The sequence below is a fragment of the Geodermatophilus sp. SYSU D01180 genome (assembly GCF_054050415.1).
The window spans coordinates 1-24,468 of the sequence record NZ_JBJGZH010000006.1 but is presented as its reverse complement, the minus strand read 5'-3'; the positions used below and the strand labels follow the sequence as shown (position 1 = coordinate 24,468).

Here is a 24,468-nt window from a genome sequence, read left to right as displayed (position 1 = left end):
GTCGTGGAGCCCGCGGAGGGCCCCGGACGGGACGTCCGGGGCCCTCCGCGTTTCCAGCGCCGCCTGTGCCGGCCGGCACGGCGGCGTCCCCGGGCCGGCGCCGGACGCGACAGGGCCCCGGACCGGTGGTCCGGGGGCCCTGTGCGGGGCGACGTCAGGCGGTCGCGTGCTGCGTCTGCCGGCTGGCCGACGACGGCTCGGCGGAGCCGCGGGCGTCGAGGTCGCGCAGGTGCGACTCGAGGTAGGAGCGGAAGCGGGTGCGGTACTCGCGCTCGAAGGTCCGCAGCTCCTCGATCTTGCGCTCGAGGTTCTGCCGCTTCTCCTCGAGGGGGCCCATGACCTCGCGGTGCCGGCGCTCGGCGTCCTGGTCGAGCGCGGCGGCCTTGGCGCGCGCCTCGCGCTCCATCGTGTCGGCGCGGGTGCGGGCGTCGTTGACCATCGACTCGGCGCGCTGCCGCGCGTCGTTGACCATCTGCTCGCTCTTGGCGCGGGCCTCGGCGACCAGCCGGTCGCTCTGGGACTTGGCGCCGGCGACCATCTGGTCGGCCTGGGCCTTGGCCTCGTTGACGTAGCGGTCGGCGGTCTCCGACGCCAGCGCCAGCATCCGGGAGGCACGGGTCGTGTCGTCCTCGCGCGCGGCCGGCTGCGGGACCGGGGCGGGAGCCGGGGCCGGTTCCGGGGCGACCGGCTGGGCGGCGACCCGGCCGGTGCCCGAGCCCGCGCGCAGCTCGTTGTTCTCCTCGATGAGGCGGGCGAGCTCGGCCTCCACCACGTCGAGGAACGCGTCGACCTCGTCCTCGTCGTAGCCACGCTTACCGATCGGCGGCTTCTTGAAGACGACGTTGTGCACGTCGGCTGGCGTGAGTGGCAAGGGGCTCACCTCGGGTCGGACGGCGGGTACGGGGTCTGTCGGATCACGCGCGGTGCGCGCGCACGTCGGTCACGCGGTGAGGGCGAGACCGGACGTGATGCTCCGCAGGATGTAGACGGCGATCAATAACACCATGAACGCGAGGTCCAGGCGGATGGACCCCAGGTTCAGGGGCGGGATCACCTTCCGGATCGCCTTGAGCGGCGGGTCGGTGGTCGCGTACACGACCTCCAGGCCCGCGGCGACGAAGCCGGACGGGCGCCAGCTGCGCGCCAGCACCATCACCCAGTCCACGACGAAACGCGCGAACAGCAGGATCAGGAAGACGAGCAGGATCGACGACACGATCTGCCAGAAGAGAGCCACTGTCCTCGCTCGTCCCGGGGCACCTGCGGTGCCGTCTCTGCCTTTCCTCCAGCGCCCCGGCCGGACGGCTCAGGACTCGGGGAAGGACCCGCCCTCGCGGATCCTGGCCTTGTCCTCGGCCGTCACGTCGACGTCCCGCGGGCTGAGCAGGAACACCTTGGCCGTGACGGGCTCGATGCTACCGCGGAGTCCGAACACGAGTCCCGCGGCGAAGTCCACCAGTCGCCGCGCGTCGGCGTGGTCGAGCTCGGTGAGGTTCATGATGACCGGACTGCCCTCGCGGAACGCCTCGCCGATGGCGCGGGCCTCGTTGTAGGTCTTCGGGTGCAGCGCGGTGATCCGGTAGGGCTGCGCCACGGGCGCCGGCTCCGGCGCGGCGACCGGCTCGCGGGCGGCCAGGCCGGCGGCCGCGCCCCCGGTGCCGCCGCTCACCGAGCCCAGCCGGGACGGGCCCGACGCCGCGGCCGGGGTCGCGGCGGGGGCCGACGGCGGCTGCTGGGCCAGGCCGAGGCGGGTCGCGCCCGCGCGGCGGAGGGGGGCGGGCTCGGACGCGGCCGGCGCGGCGACGCGGGGGCCGGGGCGGTCCTCGTCGGGGCGGTCGCCGGGGTGGCGGTCGTCGAACCGGTCGCCGTCGAAGCGGTCGCCGTCGAGGCGGTCACCGGCGGGACGGCGGCCCTCGTCGGCGCGGTCGCCGGCGTAGGAGTCGTCGAACCGGTCGTAGCGGCGCTCGTCGTAGCGGCCGGAGTCGTACCGGCCGGCGTCCAGCCGCGGGGCCTCCAGGCGCCCGGAGTCGTAGCGGGCGTCGTCGTAGCGACCCTCGTCGTACCGCCCGTCGTCGTAGCGGCCCTCGTCGTAGCGGCCGTCGTCGTACCGGTCGTGGGGGTCGGACTGGCGGGCGTCGTAGCGCCCGTAGGCGCGGGCGTCGTCGTCCTCGACGAGCCCGAGGTACATGCCCATCCTCCGCATGGCGCCGGCCATCAGACGACCTCCTCCGGCGTCCCGGGTGGGACCCCTGTGACTGGTGTGACTCGGGGCGAGGGTAGGGGCCGCGGGCCGAAGAGCGCGGTTCCGACACGCACCAGCGTGGCGCCGGCCGCGATCGCCTCCTCGAGGTCGCCGCTCATGCCGGCGGACAGCTCCGCGGCGGCGGGGTGGTCGGCCCGCACGCGGTCGGCGACCGCGGCCAGCCGGGCGAAGGCGGGGCCGGGCTCCTCGTCGCGCGGGGCGACGGCCATGAGGCCGCGCAGCCGCAGCCCGGGCAGGCCGGCGACGGCGTCGGCGAGGGCGGGCACGTCGTCGGGGACGGCGCCGCCGCGCTCGGCGACCTCCCCCTCGGCGCCGCCGAGGTCGACCTGGACGAAGACCTCGACCGGCCGGCCGGCCTCCTCCCCCGCCCGGGCGAGCGCCCGGGCCAGGGGCAGCCGGTCGACGGAGTGGACTACGGCGCCGGTGCGGGCGACGGCGGCGGCCTTGTTGCGCTGCAGCTGGCCGATGAAGTGCCACTGGAGCGGCAGGTCGGCGAGCTCGGGCACCTTGGCGGCGAGCTCCTGGGCACGGTTCTCGCCGAACGCCACCTGGCCGAGCGCGGCGAGCTCGCGGACGTCGCCGGCCGTCCGCGTCTTGCTCACCGCCACCAGCGCCACCGAGGCGGGGTCGCGCCCGGCGGCGCGGGCGGCGGCGGCGATGCGCTCGCGGACGGCGCGCAGGCGATCGGCCGGGGTGGTCACGGGACGATCATCCCGCGCCGGGGCTGCCGTCATCCCAGCCAGGTGACGCCGGCCTGGCGGCCGGTGACGCCGTCGCGGCGGTGGCTGTAGAGCCGCCGGTCCTCGACGGTGCAGCGCGGGTCGTGCACCACCTGGGCGAGGCCGGCGCGGCCGAGCAGCTCGGTGAGCCCGGCGCGCAGGTCGAGCCCCGGCGTGCCCTTCCGGGTGCGCACGGCGGCCGCGGGCGCCACCCGGGCCACCTGGGCCTGCATGTCCCGCGGGACCTCGTAGCAGGCGCCGCAGACGGCCGGGCCGAGCAGCGCGGTGGTGTCGGCCGGGCGGCTCCCCAGCCGGGCCATGGCCGCCAGGGCGGCCGGGACGACGCCCTGCCGGACCCCCTCCCGGCCGGCGTGGACGGCGGCGACCACCCCGGCGACCGGGTCGGCCAGCAGCACCGGCACGCAGTCGGCGACCAGCACGCACAGCACCAGGCCGGGGGTGCGGGTCACCAGGGCGTCGGTCGCCGGCAGCGGCCGCTCGGCCGGGCCGTCGACGACCGCGACGCCGGTGCCGTGGACCTGGTCCATCCACACCAGCCGGTCCCCGGGCACGCCCAGCTCGCGGGCGAGCCGCTCCCGGTTGGCGGCGACGTCGGCCGGATCGTCGCCGACGTGGCTGCCGAGGTCGAACGAGTCGTAGGGCGCACGCGAGCGGCCGCCCCGCCGGTCGGTGACCACCCGTCGGGGTCGCACCGCCGGCGAAGCGGCCGCCTCGTGGCCCCCCTGCAGGGGCCCGCGGCGAGCCTGCGAGCCGTGGAGTGCAGGGGCGCCCCCGTCCAGAGGCTCGACGCGAGCCTGCGAGCGATGAGGGGGACGGGGTCCTTCGATCACTGACGCAGGAACTCCGGGATGTCGAGCTCCTCCTCGAAGTCCTCGTTGCCCAGCGGCCGGCGGCCCGCGGCGGCGCTCGCCGCGTGGTTCTGGACCGGGGGCAGCGGCGGGACGGTGATCCCGCCGCCGGCCGGCGGGGCCGGGCGGACCGGGGCCGGGCTCACGGGCGCCGGGGCGACCGCGGGCGCCGGCGGGACCAGGCGCTCCCCCGTCGCGCGCGGCGCGGACGACGCCACCGGCGGCGGGCTGCCGCCGAACCGGCTCGGCGCCGGCGGGGCGGCCGGGGCCGCCGCGGGGGCGGCCGCGGCGGAGGTGTCCTTGCGGGCGGAGGGCCGGCCGCCGTCGAAGCCCGCGGCGATGACGGTCACGCGGACCTCGTCGCCCAGGGCGTCGTCGATGACCGCACCGAAGATGATGTTGGCGTCGGCGTGCGCTGCGTCGGAGACCAGCGAGGCGGCCTCGTTGATCTCGAACAGGCCGAGGTCCGAACCGCCGGAGATCGACAGCAGGACGCCGTGGGCGCCCTCCATCGACGCCTCCAGCAGCGGGCTGGCGATCGCCTGCTCGGCGGCCAGCAGCGCGCGGTTGTCCCCGCGGGCGCTGCCGATGCCCATGAGCGCCGACCCGGCGCCGGACATGACCGACTTGACGTCGGCGAAGTCGAGGTTGATCAGGCCGGGGGTGGTGATCAGGTCGGTGATGCCCTGGACACCGGAGAGCAGCACCTGGTCGGCGGTGCGGAAGGCGTCCATCACGCTGACGTTGCGGTCACCCAGCTGCAGCAGCCGGTCGTTGGGGATGACGATGAGCGTGTCGCACTCGTTGCGCAGCTCCTCGATCCCCGACTCGGCCTGGACCGCGCGGCGCTTGCCCTCGAAGGAGAACGGCCGGGTGACCACACCGATGGTGAGCGCGCCGAGCTTGCGGGCGATCGAGGCGACGACCGGCGCGCCGCCGGTGCCGGTGCCGCCGCCCTCGCCGGCGGTCACGAAGACCATGTCGGCGCCCTTGAGCACCTCCTCGATCTCCTCGCGGTGGTCCTCGGCGGCCTGGCGGCCGACGTCGGGCTGCGCGCCGGCGCCGAGGCCGCGGGTGAGCTCGCGGCCGACGTCGAGCTTGACGTCGGCGTCGCTCATCAGCAGCGCCTGGGCGTCGGTGTTGATGGCGATGAACTCCACCCCCTTCAGACCGACCTCGATCATCCGGTTGACCGCGTTCACACCGCCGCCGCCGATGCCGACGACCTTGATGACCGCGAGGTAGTTGTGCGGAGGTGTCATGTGGGGCTCCCGACCTCGACCCTCATCCTCAAGTACAGACTTAGTGTTATGTCAACTGGGTCGACGCGGACGAAGTTAGGTGGGCTGCGTCGGGCCCTACAAGCACCCTCCCCGGCCCGGCGTGTCGCCACGTCGACACCTCACCGTCACCTGGCGACCCGGGTGTCACAACCACACCACGGTCGGTGACGACCCGCCTGTCCCAGGCCTCATCCCCGGGTCGAGACCCGGGACCCAGGCGATCCGGGGACGAATCGGATCCGCGGAGCGTGTCGGGCGTGTCGTGAGGACGGGCGTGTCGGCGGCGCGCCGACCCGGCTGCCGTCCGCGAACGGCCGCGCACGGAGGGCGAGCGGTCCGCCGGCTCAGCGCAGGACGACGGCGCGCGGCGAGCTGACGTCGATCGTCGTCGCGGGCTCGATCGCGCCGGACGCGACCTGGGCCAGCAGCGCGACCAGCGCCGCGGCCTTGTCGGCGGCGTCGTCGGCACCGCCCCAGACGACGACGGTGCCGTCGGCGAGGGTGAGCGTCACGTCCTCGCCGGTGGTGGCCCGCGCGCCGGTGACCTGGGCGCGGACGTCGGCCGGCAGCGACACCAGCGCGCCGAGCGCGGCCCGGGTGGCCGGGTCGTCCGGGCCGGGCGCGGCGACGTCGAGCGGGACGGCGCCGTCGGGCGCCTCACCGGTGACGGTGTCGAACAGCACACCGTCGCGGTCGACGAGCGAGCGCGTGCCGGCCTGCTCGACGACGGCGACCGGCCGCCGCTCGACCACGGTGACCACGACGCTGCGCGGCCAGCCGCGGGTGACCGTGACGTCGGCCACCTGCGGCAGCCGGGCCACCCGCGCGGCGGCGGCGTCGACGTCGACCCGCAGCAGCGGCGTGCCCTCGGCGACGCCGGCGGCGGTGCGCACCTGCTCGGCGGTGAGCGTGGTGGCGCCGTCGACGCGGACGTGCTGCACGGCCAGCAGCGGGCTGGCCCACACCGCCCAGCCCGCCGCGGCGACGAGCACGACGGCGACCGCGGCCCCCACGATGCGGCGCCGGCGCCGGTCGGCCGGGCTGTCGCGCCGCCGGCGGCGGGCCGGCCGGGCGACCTCGGCCGGGACGCCGCGCTCCCGGTCGGCGGTCGTCAGGCCGGTGCGGCTCACCGCGCCGCACCCTCCGCGCCGGCGGTCCCGCCGCCGAGGGCGGTGAGCACCTCGGGGCCGAGCATCGAGACGTTGCCGGCCCCCATGGTGATGACCACGTCGCCGGGGCGGGCGCGGCCGGCCAGCGCCGGGGCGGCCGCCGACCAGGACGGCTCGAAGGCCACCCGGTCCGGTGGCAGCGGCACGGCGTCGGCGACCAGCGCGCCGGTGATCCCGGGCACCGGGTCCTCCCGGGCGCCGTAGACGTCCATGACCACCACCTCGTCGGCCAGGCCCAGGGCCTCGCCGAAGGCGCCCGCGAACTCCCGGGTGCGGCTGTACAGGTGCGGCTGGAACGCGACGACGACCCGCCCCTCCCCCGCCACGGCACGGGCGGCGTGCAGCTGCGCGGTCACCTCGGTGGGGTGGTGGGCGTAGTCGTCGTAGACCCGCACGCCCGCCGCGACGCCCTTGAGCTCGAACCGGCGGTGCACCCCGCCGAAGCGCTCGAGCCCGGCGACCAGCCCGTCGGCGGGCAGGCCGAGCTCGAGGCCGGCCAGCAGCGCGGCGGCGCTGTTGCGGGCCATGTGCTCGCCGGGGACCCGGATCCGGACCCGGCCGAGCACCGCGCCGTCGAGGACGGCGGTCCAGCTCGTGGCGTCGGGGCCGACGTCGAGGTCGACGATCCGCAGGTCGGCGTCCTCGGCGGTGCCGTAGGTGCGCACCCGGGCCGGCGTCGGGACCCCGCGCAGCCGGGCCGAGCCCGGGTCGTCGGCGCACAGCACGACGAACCCGGCCGGGTCCACCGTGCCGAGGAACCGGTCGAAGGCCGCCTCGACCGCGGCGAGGTCGCCGTAGTTGTCCAGGTGGTCGGCCTCGACGTTGGTGACGATCGCGCCGTGCGGCGCCAGCAGCAGGAACGAGCGGTCGCTCTCGTCGGCCTCGGCGACGAAGACGTCGCCCTCCCCCGCGTGCGCGTTGCTCCCCGACTCGTTGAGCGTGCCGCCGATGGCGAAGGAGGCGTCGACGCCGCAGGCCTGCACGGCGACGGTGAGCATCGAGGTGGTCGAGGTCTTGCCGTGGGTGCCGGCGACGGCGACGCTGCGCCGCCCGGCCATCACCGCGGCCAGCGCCACCGCCCGCGGCAGCACCAGCAGCCCCCGGGCCCGCGCCGTGGCCAGCTCCGGGTTGTCCTCCCGGATCGCGGAGGAGACGACGACGCTGTCGGCGTCGCCGAGGTTGGCCGCGTCGTGCCCGACCTCCACCCGCGCGCCCAGTGCCCGCAGCGCGAGCAGGGTCGGGGTGTCGCGCCGGTCGCTGCCGGAGACCGGCACCCCGCGGGCCAGCAGGATGCGGGCGATGCCGCTCATGCCGGCGCCGCCGATCCCGACGAAGTGGACGGCGCCGAGCTCCTCCAGCGAGGGCACCGGCGCGGTCCACGCGGCGGTCGCGTCAGCGGTCACCGGTCGCCACCTCCAGGACGATGTCGGCCAGCCGCTCGTCGGCGTCGGGCACCCCGGCCGCTGCGGCGTGCGCCGCGTACCCGGACAGCGCCGCGGGGTCGGTGAGCAGGGGCAGCACGGTCGCCTCGATCCAGGCGGGCGAGAGGTCGGCGTCGTCGACCAGGAGGCCGCCGCCGGCCTCGACCACCGGCAGCGCGTTGCGCCGCTGCTCGCCGTTGCCGATGGGCAGCGGCACGAACGCCGCGGGCAGCCCGACCGCGGACAGCTCGGCCACGGTCACCGCGCCCGAGCGGCACAGCGCCAGGTCCGCGGCGGCGTAGGCGAGGTCCATCCGCTCCAGGTAGTCGACGACGACGTAGGGCGCGGCACCGGCCGGGCGCGGCGGCACCTCGACGTCGGTGTTCTTGGGGCCGCGGGCGTGCAGCACCTGCACCCCGGCGGCGGTGAGCGCGTCGGCCGCGGCGACCGACGCGCGGTTGAGCGACGCCGCGCCCTGCGAGCCGCCGAACACCAGCAGCGTGGGCCGGTCGGCGTCCAGGCCGAAGGCGGCGCGCGCCTCGGCGCGGCGGGCGGCGCGGTCCAGGCCGCTGATCGCGGTCCGCAGCGGCATGCCGACGTGCTCGCCGCGGTGCAGCGGCGTGCCGGGCACGGTCACCGCCACCCGGGCGGCGATCCGCGCGCCGATCCGGTTGGCCAGCCCCGGCAGCGCGTTCTGCTCGTGCACGACCACCGGCACACCGGCGCGTCGCGCGGCCAGGTAGGCCGGCAGCGCGACGTACCCGCCGAACCCGACGACGACGTCGGCGGCGAGCTCGTCGAGCAGCGCGCGGGTGTCCCGGACCGAGCGGCGCACCCGGCCGGGCACGCGCAGCAGGTCGAGCGTGGGCCTGCGGGGCAGCGGGACCGGCGGGATCAGCCGCAGGTCGTAGCCGCGCGCGGGCACCAGCCGGGTCTCCATGCCGCGGGCGGTACCCAGGCAGGTGACCCGCAGGCCGGGGTCCCGCCGCCGCAGCGCGTCGGCCAGCGCCAGCATCGGCTCGATGTGGCCGCCGGTGCCGCCGCCGGCGAGGACGACCGACAGCGCGCTCACCGGGACCGCCCGGGGCGGTCGGCGGGGCGCACGGGGCCGCGGTCGGCGGGCCGGGCGGGCACCCGGTCGCGGTCGGGACGGCGCGCCGGCGGGGGCGGCACCCGGCGCTCGGCCGGGCGGTCCTCGGCGGGCCGGCGCACCGGGTGGGCCTCCACCGGGCGGCGGGGCACCGGGCGGGACGCGCGCTCGGGCCGGGACCGGGGCGGCCGGACCGGGTCGACGGCGTGGGCGGGGACGGGCAGGAGCCAGCGGGCCAGGCGGCCGCGGGGGGTGCGGCGCAGGTGCTCGATGGCCTCGGGCTCGGATCGGGCGAAGCGGATGAGGAGTCCCACGATGAAGAGGGTGAGCACCAGCGAGGTGCCACCGGCGGAGACCAGCGGCAGGGTGACCCCGGTGACCGGGAGCAGGCCCACCACGTAGCCCATGTTCAGGGCCGCCTGGCCGACGAGCCAGACGGTGATCGCCACGCTGGCCAGCGACACGAAGCGGTCGGTGGCGCGGCGGGCGATGCGGAAGCCGGCGTAGGCCAGCACCGCGTAGAGGGTGATCACGACCAGGCAGCCGAGGAAGCCGAGCTCCTCGCCGATGATCGCGAAGATGTAGTCCGACTCCGCCTCGGGCAGCAGGTTCCACTTCATGGCGCTGTTGCCCAGGCCCACGCCCCACAGGCCGCCGTTGGCCAGCGCGTAGAAGCCGCGGATGGCCTGGAAGCCGGTGTCGGTGGGGTCGTCGAAGGGGTGGAGGAAGGCGGTGATCCGCTCCATCCGGTACGGCTCGGCCATGACCATGAGCACCACGCCGGTGACCACGGTCGCGCCGCCCACCGCCCACAGCCGCCAGGGCAGGCCGCCGGCGTAGAGCAGGCCCGAGACCACGAGCAGCAGGCTGATCACGGCGCCGAAGTCCGGCTCGAGCATGAGGAGCAGGGACAGCAGGACGAACACCGGCAGCAGCGGGAGCAGCAGCGTCTTGACCGTCAGGTGCCGCCCGTGGACGGCGAGCACGTGCGCCCCCCACAGGGAGACGACGAGCTTGGACAGCTCGGAGGGCTGGAAGTCGGTGAACCCGAGGCTGATCCAGGCCCGCGAGCCGTTGTACACGACGCCGATGCCCGGGATCAGCACCGCCACCAGCAGGACGACGACGACCAGCAGCGCGATCGGCGACCAGCGCCGCACCCACCCGGCCGGCAGCCGCACCGCGACGCCGAGGGCGACCAGGCCGAGCGCGGCGAACAGCAGCTGGTCCACGCCCGGGCGCCAGGCCGGCTGGTCGGCCAGCGCGGCCTCGATCGCCGAGGCGGAGAAGACCATGACCAGCCCGATGGCGAGCAGCAGCCCGGCCGCGCCGATCACCAGGTGGCAGCTGGTCATCGGCCCGTCGAGCCAGGCCGGCCCGCGCAGCCGCGGGCGCGCCGCGGCCGCGGGCACCCGGCGGGCCGTGCGGCGGGGGCGGGTGGACTCGCTCCGGCCGTCCATCCCGCCATCGTCGCCGCTGCGCCCGCGCAGCGTGAGCACCGACGGCGCGTGTCGCGTCCGGTCGCCGCCGACCGGACTCCTCCCCGGTCCCGCGCTCACAGCCCGGTGATGGAGAGCCAGTCGGCGTAGAACAGGCCCAGCCCGAAGGCGACGGCCATCCCGGTCACCAGCCAGAACCGCACGATGACGGTGTTCTCCGCCCACCCGGCGAGCTCGAAGTGGTGGTGCAGCGGGGCCATGCGGAACACCCGCCGCCGGGTGGCGCGGAAGAAGGCCACCTGGATGACCACCGACAGCGTCACCGCGACGAACAGGCCGCCGAGGACGATCAGCAGCAGCTCGGTGCGGGTGACCACGGCGAGGCCCGCGAGCAGGCCGCCGAGGGCCAGCGACCCGGTGTCGCCCATGAAGATCCGCGCCGGGCTGGTGTTCCACCACAGGAAGCCGAGGCACGCCCCGAGCCCGCCGGCGGCGACCAGCGTGACGTCGAGCGGGTCGCGCACCTGGTAGCAGCCGTCGACCAGCGCGCCGGAGCAGTCGTGGGTGAACTGCCAGAACGAGATGATCGTGTAGGCGCCGCAGACCATCGCCGAGCAGCCGGCCGCCAGCCCGTCCAGCCCGTCGGTCAGGTTCACCGCGTTGGAGAACCCGGCGATGAACAGGTAGGCGAGGATCACGAAGCCGACCGAGCCGAGGAACAGCGGGTCGATGTCGCGGACGAAGGAGACGAACTCCGACGCCGGGGTGACCCCGGCCTCGTCCGGGAAGTTGATCGCGAGCACCGCGAAGGCGACGCCGACCACCAGCTGCCCGACCAGCTTCGAGGTCTTGTTCAGGCCGAGGCTGCGGCGGAAGCGGATCTTGAGGTAGTCGTCGAGGAACCCGACGGTGCCCAGGCCCACCATGAGGAACAGCACCAGCAGGCCGCTGGCGGTCACCCCCCGGTTGGGCTGCCCGACGAGGAACAGGTGGGAGATCAGGTAGCCGCCGACGGTCGCCCCGACGATGACGGTGCCGCCCATGGTGGGCGTGCCCTTCTTCGACAGGTGGCTCTCGGGGCCGTCGTCGCGGATCTCCTGCCCGAACCCGCGCCGGCGGAAGGCCCGCACGGCCAGCGGGGTGCAGAGGATCGAGATGAACAGCCCGAAGGCCGCCGCGATCAGGACGGACTTCACGCGCCTGCCCCGGCGGTCAGCAGGCCGTCGGCCAGGACCTCCAGCCCGTGGGCCCGGCTGGCCTTCACCAGCACGACGTCACCGGGCACCAGCACCTCCGAGAGCAGGTCGAGAGCGGCCGCTCGGTCGGGCACGGACGCGACCTGCGCCCCGTGACCCTCCCCGTGGCGGGCACCGGCGGCCGTGGCACCCGACACCATCCCTACCGCATCGGGTCCGACGGCGACGAGCAGGTCCACCCCGGCGGCGATCGCGTCGCGGCCCAGCCGCTCGTGCTCGGCGTCGGCGTCGGGCCCGAGCTCGGCCATCCCGCCGAGGACGGCGACCCGCCGGGTCGCGGGCAGCCCGGCGAGCGCGGCCAGCGCGGCGCGCATGGACTCGGGGTTGGCGTTGTAGGCGTCGTTGACGACGGTCACGCCGTCGGCGCGGCGGGTGACCTCCATGCGCCAGCGGCTGCGCGGCTCTGCGGCCGACAGCGCCCGCGCCACGGCGGCGGGGGTCATGCCGGCGGCCAGCGCGGCGGCCGCGGCCGACAGCGCGTTGGCCACCTGGTGCTCCCCCACCACCTGCAGCGCCACCGGGTGCTCCTCCCCGCCGGCGACGAGGGTGAAGCGGGCGCGGGCGGCGTCGTCGAGGGTGACGCGGGTGGCGCGGACGTCGGCGCCGTCGGACCGTCCGGTGGTGACCACCCGGGCGCGGGTGCGCGGCGCCATGCCGGCCACCCGCGGGTCGTCGGCGTTGAGGACGGCGGTGCCGGTCGCAGGCAGCGCCTCCACCAGCTCGCCCTTGGCCTGCGCGATGACGTCGGCGGAGCCGAACTCGCCGAGGTGGGCGGAGCCGACGTTGAGCACCACGCCGACGTCGGGCCGGGCGACCGCGCACAGCCGGGCGATGTGCCCGAGGCCGCGCGCGCCCATCTCCAGCACCAGGTGGCGGGTGCCCTCGTCGGCGGACAGCACGGTCAGCGGCAGGCCGATGTCGTTGTTGAACGAGCCGGGCGGGCTGACGGTCGGGCCGGCGGCGGCGAGCACCTGGCCGAGCAGGTCCTTGGTGGAGGTCTTGCCCGAGGAGCCGGTGATGCCGAGCGTGAGCAGCCCGCCCGCGGCCAGCCGGGCGTGCACCGCGGCGGCCAGCCGGCCCAGGGCGTCCACCGTGTCGTCGACGACGAGCGCCGGCAGCGGGCCGCCGGGGCGGGTGGTCAGCGCGGCGACGGCGCCGGCGGTGGCCGCGGCGTCGAGGAACCCGTGCCCGTCGACCCGCTCGCCGGCGACCGCGACGAACAGGTCGCCGGGCGCGACGGTGCGGGAGTCGAGGGTGACGCCGGTGACGGTCGCCGCCGGGTCGGTGGCGGGCGTCAGCGCGGCGCCGACGGCCTCGGCGACCTCGGCGAGGGTGAGGGCGATCACCGGCGGGCCGCCCCGGCAGCCGCGGCGGTGAGGACCTCGCGCAGCACCGCGCGGTCGTCGAACGGCGTCACGGTGCCGGCGACCTCCTGACCCGTCTCGTGTCCCTTGCCGGCGACCAGGACGGTGTCCCCGGGCCGGGCGATCTCCACCGCGCGGGCGATGGCCGCCCGGCGGTCGCCGATCTCCTCGACGCTGCCGCGCCGCTCCGCCGGCACGCCGGCGAGGACGGCGGCGCGGATGGCGGCCGGGTCCTCCGAGCGCGGGTTGTCGTCGGTGACGACGAGGTGGTCGCTGCCGAGCGCCGCCGCGGCGCCCATCGCGGGGCGCTTGCCGGGGTCGCGGTCGCCGCCACAGCCGAGCACGGTCACCAGCCTGCCGGTCGTGGCGCCGCGCAGCGCGGCGAGCGCCGAGGCGACGGCGTCGGGGGTGTGCGCGTAGTCGACGACCGCGGTGAACGGCTGGCCGGCGTCGACCGGCTCCATCCGGCCGGGGACGACGGCGGTGGCGATCCCCTCGAGCGCCGCGGCCACCGGCACGCCGACGGCGTCGAGCAGCGCGACGGCGAGCACGGCGTTGGTGACGTTGAACCGGCCGGGCAGCCGGACGCGGGCGGGCCAGGTGCCGCCGGGGCCGGTGAGGGTGAACGCCGAGCCGCCGTCGGCGGCCGGGGCGACGCCGGTGGCGGTCCAGTCGGCCGGGCTCCCCTCGGCGGACACGGTGACCGCGCGCCCGCCGAGCATCCCGGCCAGGCGGCGGCCGTGCGCGTCGTCGACCACGACGACCTCGCGGGCGGCGCGGCCGTCGAACAGCAGCGCCTTGGCCTGGAAGTAGTCCTCGAGGTCGCGGTGGAAGTCGAGGTGGTCCTGGCTGAGGTTGGTGAACCCGGCCGCGGCGAACGGGACGCCGCCGACCCGGCCCTGCACCAGCGCGTGGCTGGAGACCTCCATGACCACGGTGTCGACGCCGGACTCGGCCATGGCGGCCAGCAGCGCGTGCAGCACGGGCGCCTCGGGCGTGGTGCGGACGCTGGGGAAGGCGGTCTCGGCGCCGCGGGCGCGGGTGCGGGTCTGCACGGTGCCGATGAGCCCGGTGCCCCGCCCGGCCGCGGCCAGGCCCGCCTCGACCAGGTACGCCGTCGTGGTCTTGCCGTTGGTGCCGGTGATGCCGACGACCGGCAGCCGGCGGGCCGGCTCGCCGTAGACGCGGGCGGCGACGTCGCCGAGCAGGGCGCGCGGCGCGTCGACGACGCAGACCGGCAGGCCGGTGGCGGCCGCCTGGTCGCGGCCGGTGGGGTCGGTGAGGACGGCGACCGCGCCGCGGGCGGCGGCGTCGGCGGCGAAGCGGGCGCCGTGCGTGCGGGCGCCGGGCAGGGCAGCGTAGAGGTCACCCGGGCGCACCTCGGGGGTGGCCAGGGTCACGCCGCGCACCGGCGTGGCGGGGTCGCCCTGCACGGGGTCGCCGACGAGGTCGCGCAGCGCGCTGAGGGCGAGCGGGCGGGTCCCCGCTGGCCGGGGCACCGACCCGGTTCCGGTCGGGCTCACGTCTGGCCAATCTACCGTCGGCACCGGCCCGCCCCGCGCACCCGCACGGCCTCGGCGGTGCGCGATCAGTCCCCCGCGGGACCGCCGGTCGCGGCCTCGGCGAGGTCCTCGCCGGTGAGCGCGAAGTCCGGCCGCGGCGTCCCCGACGGCACCACACCGCGCTCGGTGAGCACGTAGCGCATGACGTCGGCGAACACGGGTGCGGCGACCTGGCCGCCCTCGGCGGAGCTGCTGGGCCGCTCGAGGTCGACGGCGACGACGTACTGCGGGTCGTCGGCGGGGGCGAACCCGACGAACGTCGTCACGTAGCCGCCGCCCGCGTAGCAGCCGCACTCGGGGTTGGCCCGCTGCGCCGTCCCGGTCTTGCCGGCCACCCGGTAGCCCTCGACCTCGCCCAGCGGCGCGGTGCCGCCCGGGCCGACGACGGCCTCGAGCATGTGGGCGAGGTCGTCGGCGGTGGCCTCGCTGACCACGCGGGTGGGCTCGGGCGCGTCCGGTGTCGACGTCGTCCCGTCGGGCGCGGTGACCGAGTCGACGATGCGCGGCGGGACCCGGACGCCGCCGTTGGCGATGGCCTGGAAGACCGAGGCCATCTGCAGCGTCGTCACCGACACGCCCTGGCCGATGGCGATGTTGGCCGCCCGGCTGGCCTCCCACTCGTCGGAGCCCGCGAGCAGGCCCCCGCTCTCCCCGGGCAGCTCGACGCCGGTCTCCTCACCCACCCCGAAGGCGCGCAGGTAGCGCTCCAGCGTGGCGTCGCCGACCTCGCGGGCGAGCATGATCGTCCCGACGTTGCTGGACTTGGCGAGGATGCCGGTGACCGTCCAGTCGACCGGGGCGTGGTCGTGGGCGTCGGTGACGACGGCGTCGCCCGCCTGGATGTGGCCGTTGACGTTCAGCACCCGGTCCGGGGTGGCCTTCCCCTCCTCGATCGCGGCGGCCATGGTCACCGCCTTCATCACCGAGCCGGGCTCGAAGACGCTCGTCACCGCGGGGTTGCCCAGCAGCTCCGGGTCGGTGCTGCCGGCCTGGGCGGGGTCGTAGCCGGGGCAGGAGCCCATCGCGACCACCTGGCCGGTGTGCACGTCGAGCACCACGGCCGAGGCGCGGGTGGTCGCGCCGTCGGAGCAGGCCTCCGCCAGCCGCTGCTCGGTCGTGAACTGGACGTCCTGGTCGACGGTCAGCTCCACGGTGCTGCCGTCGGTGGCCGGCGTGGACTCGTCGATGCCCGAGGGGATCGGGTGGCCGCCGCTGCCGACCTCGACCCGCCGCATCCCGTCGGTGCCGCCGAGCTCGTCCTGGAACTGCAGCTCGATGCCGGCCAGCCCGTCACCGTCGCGGCCGACGAAGCCGACGACCTGCCCGCCGACGGCCCCGGTCGGGTAGAGCCGCACCGGGTCGTCCTCGAAGACGATCCCGGCCAGGCCCAGGGCGTCGATGGCGTCGACGGTCTCCGGCGAGACCTGGCGGGCGAGGACGACGTAGCGGCCGTCGCGGCCCAGCAGCTCGGTGAGCTCGGGCACCGGCACGTCGAGCAGGGCGGTCAGCGCGAGCGCCGTGCGCTCGGGGTCCTCCACCACCACGGGGTCGGCGACGACCCGTGAGGCGTCGACGGTGTAGGCGAACGGGTGGCCGTTGCGGTCGACGATCGCCCCGCGCAGCGCGGAGATCGGGTACTCGGCGAGCCGGTCCTGCTCGGCGGCGTTGGCGTAGTCGGCGCCGTCGACGCCCTGCAGCAGCACGAGCTTGCCGGTGACGGCCAGCAGCGGGACGACGACGAGCACCAGCCCCCACCGGAGCCGCTTGGCGCCCATCCGCAGCGGCCGGCCCACCCGCCGGCTGCCCGGGGCCCGCCGGGGCACGAAGGCGCCCGAGCGGGGCAGCGGCTCGCGCGGGCCGCGGGGGCCGCCGGCGCGCGGGACGGGACGGGACAGCGCGCCCCGGCCGCCGCGGGCGGCGGTGCGCGGCGTGGTGCGGCGGGCGGGCTCGGGACCGCGGGCGGGCGGGAGCACGCTCAGCCCTCGTCCCCGGCCGCGGCGGGGTCCGGGGCCGGCTCCGGGGTCCCGCGCAGGGTGCCGCTGCCGTCGGCGCCGAGCACCAGGTGCCCGGCCGCGCCGGCCGGGACCAGGCCCGCGGCGACGGCGGCCGCGGCCAGCTGCGCCGGCGTGCTGCCGGAGACGACCTGCTGCTCCAGCTCCTGCACCTCCTCGGCCTTCTCGGCGTTGGCGTTGCGCAGCTCGGTGGCCCGCAGCGAGTTGACCGCGATGGAGGTGTTGAGCACCAGCAGGCCGATGGTGGTGAGCACCAGCAGCGCGACGACCAGGAGCGCGAACGGCGCCCGGCGCCGGGCCGCCGCGGAGCGGGTGCGGGCCGCGCCGCCGGGCAGCAGCCGCAGCTCGGGCGCCGGGGTGCGGGACGCCGTCCGGGAGGTCCCCACCCGGGGCGCCGGGCCGGTGGTGCGCGTGCGGGCCGGCCGGGAGGGCAGGACACGCAGCGGCCGGCTGGGCAGGGTGCGGGCGACCCGCTCCCCCGGTGCCGACGGCTCGGCGCGCGACGCGCGCGCGGCGGCGCTCACGCCGGCCGCCGGGTGCGCTCGGCCGCGCGGACGCGGGCCGACGCCGCGCGCGGGTTGGCGGCGACCTCGGCGTCGGTGGGGCCCTCGCCGCCGCGGGTCAGCAGCCGCAGAACGGGCCCGTACTCGGGCAGCGGGACCGGCAGCTCCGGTGGCGTGCGGTCGGTGGCACCGGCGGCGAGGGTCTGCTTCACGATGCGGTCCTCGAGCGAGTGGAAGGTGATGACGGCGACGCGCCCGCCCACGGCCAGCGCGTCCAGCGCCGCGGGCAGCGCCCGCTGCAGCGCACCGAGCTCGTCGTTGACCTCGATCCGCAGCGCCTGGAAGGTCCGCTTCGCCGGGTTGCCGCCGGTGCGGCGGGTGGCGGCGGGGATGGAGTCGCGCACCAGGTGGGCCAGCCGCTCGGTGCGCGTGAACGGCTCGCGCGCCCGCTCGCGCACGATCGCGGCGGCGATGCGGGAGGCGAAGCGCTCCTCCCCGTACACCCGCAGCACGCGGGTGAGCTCGGCCGCGGAGTAGGTGTTGACGACGTCGGCGGCGGTACGCGGCGCGCCGGGGTCCATCCGCATGTCCAGCGGGCCGTCGGCGGCGTAGCTGAACCCGCGGTCGGCGCGGTCGAGCTGCAGCGAGGAGACGCCGAGGTCGAACAGCACCGCCTGCACCTCGGCCAGGCCCAGCCGCCCGAGCACGTCGGGCAGCTCGTCGAACACGGCGGGCACGAGGGTGACGCGGTCGGTGTGGCCGGCGGCGGCGATGCGGGCGGCGGCCTCGGCGCGGGCGTGCGGGTCGCGGTCCAGCCCGACCAGGCGCAGCCCCGGGTGCGCGTCGAGGAGGGCCAGCGAGTGCCCGGCCAGGCCCAGCGTGGCGTCGACCAGCACGGCGCCGTCGGCGGCGCAGGCCGGGCCGAGCAGCGCGGTGACGCGGTCGAGGAGGACCGGGACGTGCACGGCCGGTGCGCTCACGTCGCCCTCCTCGCGGGTCGGGCCCGGCGGGGAGGGCCGGGCGGGTGTCTCATGGTGGCGCGGACGGCGCGCCCGCTGGGGGAGCCGGCCGGGCGTGCCGCGCAGGGACCGGGCCTCCCGGTCCCGGGGAAAGGGAGACCCCCGCCCCCGCGGTGTCGCCTGGCGCCGGGGAAGAGCGTCAGGAGGCGGCCGCGGGGAGCGGGGGTCGCCGGATGCCGGTGGCCGGTCCGACCGGCGGCGGGGGGCGCCGCCTGCGCACGGGGTCCGAGCCGCGGGGAAGACGGTTCGGGCCGCACCCGGTCGAGCCGCGGGGAAGTCGGCTCGCGGACGGGCGTGCGGGGGTCGGGGCGACCGGCGGGACGGGGGTCAGGACAGCGTGGGCATCCCCTCGCTCTCCATGGCGGCGAAGGCCGCCTCCTGCTCCTCCACGTAGGCGTCCCACGTGGCCTGGTCCCAGATCTCGAAGCGGGTGTCGACGCCGACGACGACCACGTCGCGGTCGAGGCCGGCGTACTGGCGCAGGTTCGCCGGGATGGTGATGCGGCCGGCCTTGTCCGGCTCGACCTCGACCATCGACCCGAAGCTCATGCGGGCGCGCATCCGGGCCTCGGCGGTGTCGGCGGGGGCCATGCTGGCGGCGGCGCGGCTCTGCTCGGCGACCCGGGCCATGGTCAGGCCGTAGACGCAGCGCTCCTGGCCCTTCTTGATCACCATGCCGTCGGCCACCTGGTCGCGGAACCGGACGGGGAGGGCGAGCCGGCCCTTCTCGTCGAGGCGCAGGGCGAAGCTGCCGACGAACACCGGATCACCTCCCCCATGTGGTCCTCCTCGTGTCCTCCGCGGACCCGGGACGGGCCCTGGCTCCCCACCGCGCCACACACTAACCCACTACGCCCCACCAGACACCACTCGACACCATGTCGTGACCCACCCGCTCCACCCGCTGGCGTGCAGGTCAGGGGCGCGGGGACGGCGGGGGGCGGCCGGGTGGGGCGCGGTGGGGGGACGGCCCACCGGGAGGGGTCGCGGGGGCCGCCGTGGTGGGGACCCGGGAGGGGCCCGGTGGGGCGGTGCGCGAACACGTTGCGGACCGCTGCGGGCACGTACCGTGGGCCGGGTGACCGACACCATGCGTGCGGCGGACGGGACGGCGGGGCTGCCGGTCGACGTCGCCGCGGAGGGCGCGCGGATCGCGGCCAACGTGTCCCGCGTCGTCCAGGGCAAGCCCGACGTCGTCCGCCTGGCCCTCGTGGTGCTGCTCGCCGAGGGCCACCTGCTGGTGGAGGACGTGCCCGGGACCGGCAAGACGACGCTGGCCAAGGCGCTCGCCGGCTCGATCGACGCCAGCGTGCGGCGCATCCAGTTCACCCCCGACCTGCTGCCGAGCGACGTCACCGGCGTGGCCGTCTACGACCAGGAGACGCGGGCCTTCGAGTTCAAGCCCGGCGCGGTCTTCGCCAACGTCGTCGTCGCCGACGAGATCAACCGGGCCTCGCCCAAGACGCAGTCGGCGCTGCTGGAGTGCATGGAGGAGCGGCAGGTCACCGTCGACGGCGTCAGCTACGAGCTGGCCCGGCCGTTCCTGGTGATGGCCACCCAGAACCCGGTGGAGATGGAGGGCACCTACCCCCTCCCCGAGGCCCAGCGCGACCGGTTCACCGCGCGGGTGTCGATGGGCTACCCCGACCGCGAGGCCGAGGTCGCCATGCTCGACGACCGCGGCACCGCCGACCCGCTGGCCTCCCTGACGCCGGTGGCCGACGCCGGCACGGTGCGCGCGCTGGTGACGGCGGTGCAGTCGCTGCACGTCTCCGACGCCGTCCGCCGCTACGTCGTCGCGCTGGTCGAGGCCACCCGCCGCTCCCCCGAGCTGCGGCTGGGCGCCTCCCCGCGGGCCGGGCTGCAGCTGCTGCGCACCGCCCGCGCGTCGGCGGCGCTCTCCGGCCGCGACCACGTGCTCCCCGACGACGTGCAGGCGATGGCCGTCCCGGTCCTCGCCCACCGGCTGCTGCTCACCGCCGACGCCGCGGCCGCGCGCCGCACCGCCGAGCAGGTGGTGACCGGCCTGCTGTCCACCGTCCCCGTCCTCCGCGGACGCTGACCGGCGTGGGTGGGCCGTTGCGCTCGGCGCTGACCTCGCTCACCCTCCGCGGCCGCTGCCTGGTCGCCGCGGGGGCCACCCTGCTCGGCCTCGGCGCGCTGCTCGGCGAGCGGCCGCTGGTGCAGATCGCCGTCTTCGTGCTCGCGCTGCCGCTGCTGTCGGCGGTCGCCGTCGCCCGGCAGCGGTTCCGCGTCGGCGTCCGGCGCACCGTGACGCCGTCGCGGGTGCCGCGCGGCCAGGACGCCGAGGTGCTGCTCGAGGTGACCAACGCCGACCGGCGCACCGGGCGGCTGTGGCTGCTGTCCGAGCACCTGCCGCCCGAGCTGGGCCGCTCCCCCTCCTTCGTCGTCGAGCGGCTGCCCGCCGCCGCGACCGCCGGCGTGCGCTACCGGGTGTCCGGCGCCCGCCGCGGCCGGTTCCGTCTCGGCCCGCTGCGGCTGCGCCTGGTCGACCCCTTCGGGCTGGTGCAGCGCACCACCAGCGGCACCGACGGCGCGCCCCTGGTGGTCGTGCCGCGGGTCCGGCCGCTGGGCCCCGGCGGCCCGGGCGGCGGGCACGGCGGCGGCGGCGAGGGCGCCCGCCGCTCGATCGCCGTGCACGGCGAGGACGACGTGAGCACCCGCGCGTACCGGCACGGCGACGACCTGCGGAAGGTGCACTGGCGGGCCACCGCGCGCACCGGCGAGCTCATGGTGCGGCTGGAGGAGCGGCCCTGGCGCGCCCAGGCGGCGCTGCTGCTCGACACCCGCACCCGCGCCCACCTGCTGACCCGCGCCGCGGGCCCGGGACCGGCCGCCGGCGGCGCCGTCCCCGGCCCGCCCGGCGACCCGGCGCCGCCGCAGGACAGCCTCGAGTGGCTGGTGGAGGCCGCGGCGAGCATCGGCACCGCGCTCGCGCGGCGGGGGGCGGCGCTGCGCGTGGTCACCACCTCCGGCGAGCTCACCCCCGCCGCGCCGGACGGCGGCCGCGCCGCCCCCGCCGCGCGGGCGGCCCTGGGACCGGGCGAGCTGCTGGACCGGCTGGCCGCCCTCGGGCCGGGCCGCGGCACCGGCCTCGGGCCGGCCGCGGAGCTGCTGCACCGGGTGGCCGGCGAGGGCCCGGTCGTCGCGCTGCTCGGCGCGGTCGGCCCCGACGACCTCACCGAGCTCGTCGCCACCCGCTCGGGCCCGTCCGCCGACGTCGCCGTGCTGCTCGACGTCGCCAGCTGGGCCGACCCCGGCGCCCGCAGCAAGCGCGGGCTGTCGGCCACCGCGCGCTCGGTGCTGACCACCCAGCTGGAGCGGTCCGCGACGCTGCTGCGCGGCGCCGGCTGGCAGGTCGTCATCGCCGACTCCTCGCGCACCGTCGAGGCCGTGTGGGCCGACCTCGCCCCGGCCTCCGCCGGGGTCCGGGCCGGCGTCCTGGGGGTGCCGGGATGACCACCCTCGCCCCGCCGCCGCCCCCGGTCCGGTCCGGCGGGCCGGTCCCGCCGCCGGTCCCCGCACCCCCGCCGGCGCCCGTGCCGCCGGGCACGCTGCGCCGCGAGGGCGGCACGACGCTGGCCGCCGCGGTCGCCACCGCGCTGGGCAGCTGCGCCCTGGCGCCGGTCTTCACCCGGCCGGCCTGGGTGCCGCCGGCGCTGGCGGCCGTCGCGGTGGTCGCCCTCGCCGGGCTGGCGCTGCGTGCGGCCGGCCCGGCGGTGTGGGCCTGGGCGTCGGGCGGCCGGCCGCTGCCCGCCCGGGCCGGCGCCGCCGGGGTCCCGCTGGTGCCGCTGGGCCAGCTCGCCGCCCTGCTGTGCCTGATGACGGCGCTGTTCGCCCCCGACGACGCGATCGGCGGCTGGCTGCCCACCCCGGACGCCCTCGGCGACCTCGCCGCGGTGCTCACCGACGGCTCGGCCGAGATCCGCGAGCAGTCCACGCCGGCCCTGCCGCTCACCGGCCTGCTCGCGCTCACCGTGCTGCTGGTCGGGATCGTCGCCGTCGTCGTCGACCTGATCGCCGTCGGCGGCCGGCAGCCGGCGCTGGCCGGGCTGGGGCTGCTGGTGCTCTTCTGCGTGCCGGTCAGCACGGTCACCGGCAGCATCGGGCTGACCGCGGTCGCGGCCCCGGCCGCGGGGCTGGCGCTGCTGCTGTGGGCCGACCAGGCGCGGCGGCTGGCCGCGCGGGCCGGGCGGCGGGGCGGCGCCGGCGGGCTCGCCGCGACCGGCACCGCCGTGCTGGCGCTGGCCGCCGCGCTGGTGGGCGGCAGCGTGGTGCCGACCCTGCCCGAGGGCCGGCTGGCCGCCGGCTTCGGTCCCGGGGGCGGCGGCGGGTCGACCGGCACCGCGCTCGACGCGGCCGCGGCGCTGCAGGGCCAGCTCACGCTCCCCGAGCCGATCGACCTGCTGCGGTTCGACGCCTCGGTCCTCGACCCCGGCTACCTGCGCGTGGTGACCCTCGACGTGTACAGCGCCGAGGACGGCTGGACGGTGGGCAACCTCGACGGCGAGACGTCGGTGGCGCAGCCCGACGAGCTGGCCCCGCTGCCCGGGCGCCGCGACGGCCGGCGGATCGAGGCCACGATCACCGCGGTCGGCCACGACGACCGGTTCCTGCCGGTGCTCACCTCCCCCCTGACGGTGGAGATCGCCGACGCCGGCGCGTGGCGGTTCGACCCCACCACCGGCACCGTCTTCGGCCGCGACGTCACCACCGCGGCCCAGAGCTACCGGGTCACCGCGGTGGAGGCCCGCCCCACCGAGGACGAGCTGCGCGCCTCCGGCGAGGTGCCGCCCGGCTCGCCGGTGCGCGAGCGCGACACCGCGCTGCCGCCGCTGGACCCGGCCGTCACCGACCTGGTCGCGAGCCTGACCGCGGGCGCGGCCACCCCCTACGACGCGGTGCGCGCCATCCAGGGCCACTTCTCCCGCGCGAACGGCTTCGTCTACAGCCTGGCGACCCAGCCGGGCACCAGCGGCGACGACCTCGTCGACTTCCTGCAGCTCAAGCAGGGCTACTGCGAGCAGTACGCCGGGGCGATGGCCGCCATGGTCCGGGCCGCGGGCATCCCCGCCCGGGTCGCGCTGGGCTACACGCCCGGCCGGGTGCAGCCCGGCGGCGGGCGGCTGGTCACCAGCGACGACGCGCACGCCTGGGTCGAGGTGTACTTCGACGACCTCGGCTGGGTGCCGTTCGACCCCACCCCGATCGACAGCGAGCGCGCCGTCGACCTGCCGTGGGCGCCGCGCCCGGCCGACCAGGAGGTGCTCGAGCGCCCGCAGGACGTCCCGATCGTCCCGACCGCGCCCGCCGCGCCGACGACCCCCGCGCGGGACCGGGCCGCCGGCGGCGCCCCGCAGGGCCTCGGGTCGGCGCAGGAGCCGGCGTCGGCGCGCCCGGTGCTGGTCGCCACCGGCGTGCTGCTCGGGCTGGCCGCGCTGCTGGCCGCACCGGCCGGCGCCCGGGCGCTGCAGCGGCGCCGCCGGGTGGCCGGCGGCGGCCCGGCCGCGCTGTGGGACGAGCTCGCCGCGACCGCGCGGGACCTCGGCCTGCCCTGGGACCCCGCGCAGACCCCGCGGCAGCAGGCGGCGGCGCTGACCCGCACCCTCGACGGCGTCGCGGCCGCCGGGGGCGCGCACCGCGCCGGCGTCCCCGACGCGGCCGACGCGATCGGGCGGCTGGCCCGCGCGGAGGAGGCGGCCAGCTACGGCCGTCCCGGCGCGCCCGCCGACCCGTCCCTGGGCGCCGCGCTGACCCGGGCGCGGCGGGGGCTGGCCACGGCGGCGGCGCCGCAGGCCCGGCTGCGGGCGCTGCTGTGGCCGGCGTCGCTGGGCGACGCGCTCGCGGCCGCGGTCACCGCCCGGCTCCCCCGCCGGACCCCCGCCGCCTGAGCGGGGGCCCCGCCGGTCCCGCGCCGGCGGGGGCTAGGGCCGGGTCGCCCAGACCGAGGCGCCGTGCCAGTCGATGGCCACGACCGGCTCGTCCCCCACGACCCAGGCGTCGTGTCCCGGCGGCAGCGTCGTGACCTCACCGGGACCGGACTCGATCTCGGTGCCGTCGGCCATCACGACGTGGATCCGGCCGGAGAGCTGGTACTGCTGGTGCGGGGCCTGGCACAGGTCGGTGCCGGCCACCGGCCGGACGTGCTCGGACCACCGCCAGCCGGGCTGGACGGTGATCCGGCCGACCTCGGCGCCGCCGGCCAGGTGCAGCAGCTCCAGCCGCCAGTTGTCGCCCTCGCGGACCTCGTCGGGGCGGTCGAAGGACAGGTGCTCCAGGGGCTGCGTCTGCGTCATCGTGCTCCCCTCCCGATCGACTCGTCGGGCGGGCCCATCGTCCTCGTCCCCCGGGGACGGGTCGACCCCCTCGGGCCCGGGAACGGCGACGGCCGCCGTGCCGCTGGGGTCGGGGGGCCGGCGCGGGGTCTGGGGGGCGTCCTGGGGGAGGGGCGGCGGAAAGGGTAATAGATCCGGGTATT

The 24,468-nt window shown here is 77.6% G+C and carries 21 protein-coding genes; 3 read left to right on the top strand and 18 right to left on the bottom strand.

Annotation, left to right across the window (positions count from 1 at the left end; translation table 11 throughout):
* Window positions 1-154: 154 nt before the first annotated feature.
* From ACI8AA_RS07565 to mraZ, 17 genes are all read right to left on the bottom strand, one after another.
* Window positions 155-880, bottom strand: coding sequence for a DivIVA domain-containing protein (locus tag ACI8AA_RS07565; protein WP_457043878.1), 726 nt, complete (start codon window positions 878-880; stop codon window positions 155-157).
* Window positions 881-940: 60 nt separating this feature from the next.
* Entirely contained in the window at window positions 941-1,237 is a 297-nt protein-coding gene (locus ACI8AA_RS07560) for a YggT family protein (protein WP_073422422.1), read from the bottom strand.
* 69 nt (window positions 1,238-1,306) lie between these two features.
* Complete coding sequence (locus ACI8AA_RS07555) at window positions 1,307-2,215, bottom strand: cell division protein SepF (RefSeq protein ID WP_457043877.1); 909 nt, start codon at window positions 2,213-2,215, stop codon at window positions 1,307-1,309.
* Window positions 2,215-2,964: a YggS family pyridoxal phosphate-dependent enzyme gene (locus ACI8AA_RS07550; protein WP_457043876.1), complete on the bottom strand. Its 750-nt coding sequence runs from the start codon at window positions 2,962-2,964 to the stop codon at window positions 2,215-2,217. Before ACI8AA_RS07550 ends, ACI8AA_RS07555 begins: the two co-directional genes overlap by 1 nt.
* A 29-nt stretch (window positions 2,965-2,993) precedes the next feature.
* A complete protein-coding gene (gene pgeF / locus ACI8AA_RS07545) occupies window positions 2,994-3,680 on the bottom strand; it encodes a peptidoglycan editing factor PgeF (RefSeq protein ID WP_457043875.1) in 687 nt (228 codons plus the stop codon).
* Between the two features lie 149 nt (window positions 3,681-3,829).
* Complete coding sequence (gene ftsZ, locus ACI8AA_RS07540) at window positions 3,830-5,113, bottom strand: cell division protein FtsZ (RefSeq protein WP_457043874.1); 1,284 nt, start codon at window positions 5,111-5,113, stop codon at window positions 3,830-3,832.
* Window positions 5,114-5,478: 365 nt separating this feature from the next.
* Window positions 5,479-6,264 (bottom strand): cell division protein FtsQ/DivIB, encoded by a 786-nt coding sequence (locus tag ACI8AA_RS07535; RefSeq protein ID WP_457043873.1) that lies wholly within the window; start codon window positions 6,262-6,264, stop codon window positions 5,479-5,481.
* The gene (gene murC, locus ACI8AA_RS07530) at window positions 6,261-7,706 is read right to left on the bottom strand and encodes a UDP-N-acetylmuramate--L-alanine ligase (protein ID WP_457043872.1); all 1,446 of its coding nucleotides are present in this window, start codon (window positions 7,704-7,706) and stop codon (window positions 6,261-6,263) included. Before murC ends, ACI8AA_RS07535 begins: the two co-directional genes overlap by 4 nt.
* Window positions 7,696-8,796, bottom strand: a complete 1,101-nt coding sequence (gene murG, locus ACI8AA_RS07525; RefSeq protein WP_457043871.1) for an undecaprenyldiphospho-muramoylpentapeptide beta-N-acetylglucosaminyltransferase — start codon at window positions 8,794-8,796, stop codon at window positions 7,696-7,698. Before murG ends, murC begins: the two co-directional genes overlap by 11 nt.
* Window positions 8,793-10,274, bottom strand: coding sequence for a putative lipid II flippase FtsW (gene ftsW, locus ACI8AA_RS07520; RefSeq protein WP_457043870.1), 1,482 nt, complete (start codon window positions 10,272-10,274; stop codon window positions 8,793-8,795). Before ftsW ends, murG begins: the two co-directional genes overlap by 4 nt.
* Before the next feature lie 95 nt (window positions 10,275-10,369).
* Window positions 10,370-11,449: a phospho-N-acetylmuramoyl-pentapeptide-transferase gene (mraY, locus tag ACI8AA_RS07515; protein ID WP_457043869.1), complete on the bottom strand. Its 1,080-nt coding sequence runs from the start codon at window positions 11,447-11,449 to the stop codon at window positions 10,370-10,372.
* On the bottom strand, window positions 11,446-12,855 hold the full coding sequence (locus ACI8AA_RS07510; RefSeq protein ID WP_457043868.1) for a UDP-N-acetylmuramoyl-tripeptide--D-alanyl-D-alanine ligase: 1,410 nt from the start codon (window positions 12,853-12,855) through the stop codon (window positions 11,446-11,448). Before ACI8AA_RS07510 ends, mraY begins: the two co-directional genes overlap by 4 nt.
* Window positions 12,852-14,396: a UDP-N-acetylmuramoyl-L-alanyl-D-glutamate--2,6-diaminopimelate ligase gene (locus tag ACI8AA_RS07505; RefSeq protein ID WP_457043867.1), complete on the bottom strand. Its 1,545-nt coding sequence runs from the start codon at window positions 14,394-14,396 to the stop codon at window positions 12,852-12,854. The genes ACI8AA_RS07510 and ACI8AA_RS07505 overlap by 4 nt, the downstream gene beginning before the upstream one ends.
* A 65-nt stretch (window positions 14,397-14,461) precedes the next feature.
* Window positions 14,462-16,408, bottom strand: coding sequence for a peptidoglycan D,D-transpeptidase FtsI family protein (locus ACI8AA_RS07500; RefSeq protein WP_457043866.1), 1,947 nt, complete (start codon window positions 16,406-16,408; stop codon window positions 14,462-14,464).
* Between the two features lie 2 nt (window positions 16,409-16,410).
* Window positions 16,411-16,971: a hypothetical protein gene (locus tag ACI8AA_RS07495; protein WP_457043865.1), complete on the bottom strand. Its 561-nt coding sequence runs from the start codon at window positions 16,969-16,971 to the stop codon at window positions 16,411-16,413.
* Window positions 16,968-17,930, bottom strand: coding sequence for a 16S rRNA (cytosine(1402)-N(4))-methyltransferase RsmH (rsmH, locus tag ACI8AA_RS07490; protein ID WP_457043864.1), 963 nt, complete (start codon window positions 17,928-17,930; stop codon window positions 16,968-16,970). The genes ACI8AA_RS07495 and rsmH overlap by 4 nt, the downstream gene beginning before the upstream one ends.
* 366 nt (window positions 17,931-18,296) lie before the next feature.
* Window positions 18,297-18,731 carry a division/cell wall cluster transcriptional repressor MraZ gene (gene mraZ, locus ACI8AA_RS07485; protein ID WP_387994466.1) on the bottom strand — a complete coding sequence of 145 codons (435 nt, stop codon included), beginning with the start codon at window positions 18,729-18,731 and terminating at the stop codon, window positions 18,297-18,299.
* A gap of 316 nt (window positions 18,732-19,047) precedes the next feature.
* Between mraZ and ACI8AA_RS07480 the strand changes: the two genes are divergently transcribed.
* Genes ACI8AA_RS07480 through ACI8AA_RS07470 form a run of 3 tightly spaced genes read left to right on the top strand, consistent with a single transcriptional unit; the run spans window position 19,048 to window position 23,881 of the window.
* Window positions 19,048-20,031 carry an AAA family ATPase gene (locus tag ACI8AA_RS07480; protein ID WP_457043863.1) on the top strand — a complete coding sequence of 328 codons (984 nt, stop codon included), beginning with the start codon at window positions 19,048-19,050 and terminating at the stop codon, window positions 20,029-20,031.
* Between the two features lie 5 nt (window positions 20,032-20,036).
* Window positions 20,037-21,449 (top strand): DUF58 domain-containing protein, encoded by a 1,413-nt coding sequence (locus tag ACI8AA_RS07475; RefSeq protein WP_457043862.1) that lies wholly within the window; start codon window positions 20,037-20,039, stop codon window positions 21,447-21,449.
* On the top strand, window positions 21,446-23,881 hold the full coding sequence (locus ACI8AA_RS07470; protein ID WP_457043861.1) for a transglutaminase family protein: 2,436 nt from the start codon (window positions 21,446-21,448) through the stop codon (window positions 23,879-23,881). The genes ACI8AA_RS07475 and ACI8AA_RS07470 overlap by 4 nt, the downstream gene beginning before the upstream one ends.
* 33 nt (window positions 23,882-23,914) lie before the next feature.
* On the opposite strand, the gene ACI8AA_RS07465 is transcribed toward ACI8AA_RS07470, so the two are convergent.
* Window positions 23,915-24,286: a cupin domain-containing protein gene (locus tag ACI8AA_RS07465; RefSeq protein WP_457043860.1), complete on the bottom strand. Its 372-nt coding sequence runs from the start codon at window positions 24,284-24,286 to the stop codon at window positions 23,915-23,917.
* Window positions 24,287-24,468 lie beyond the last annotated feature (182 nt).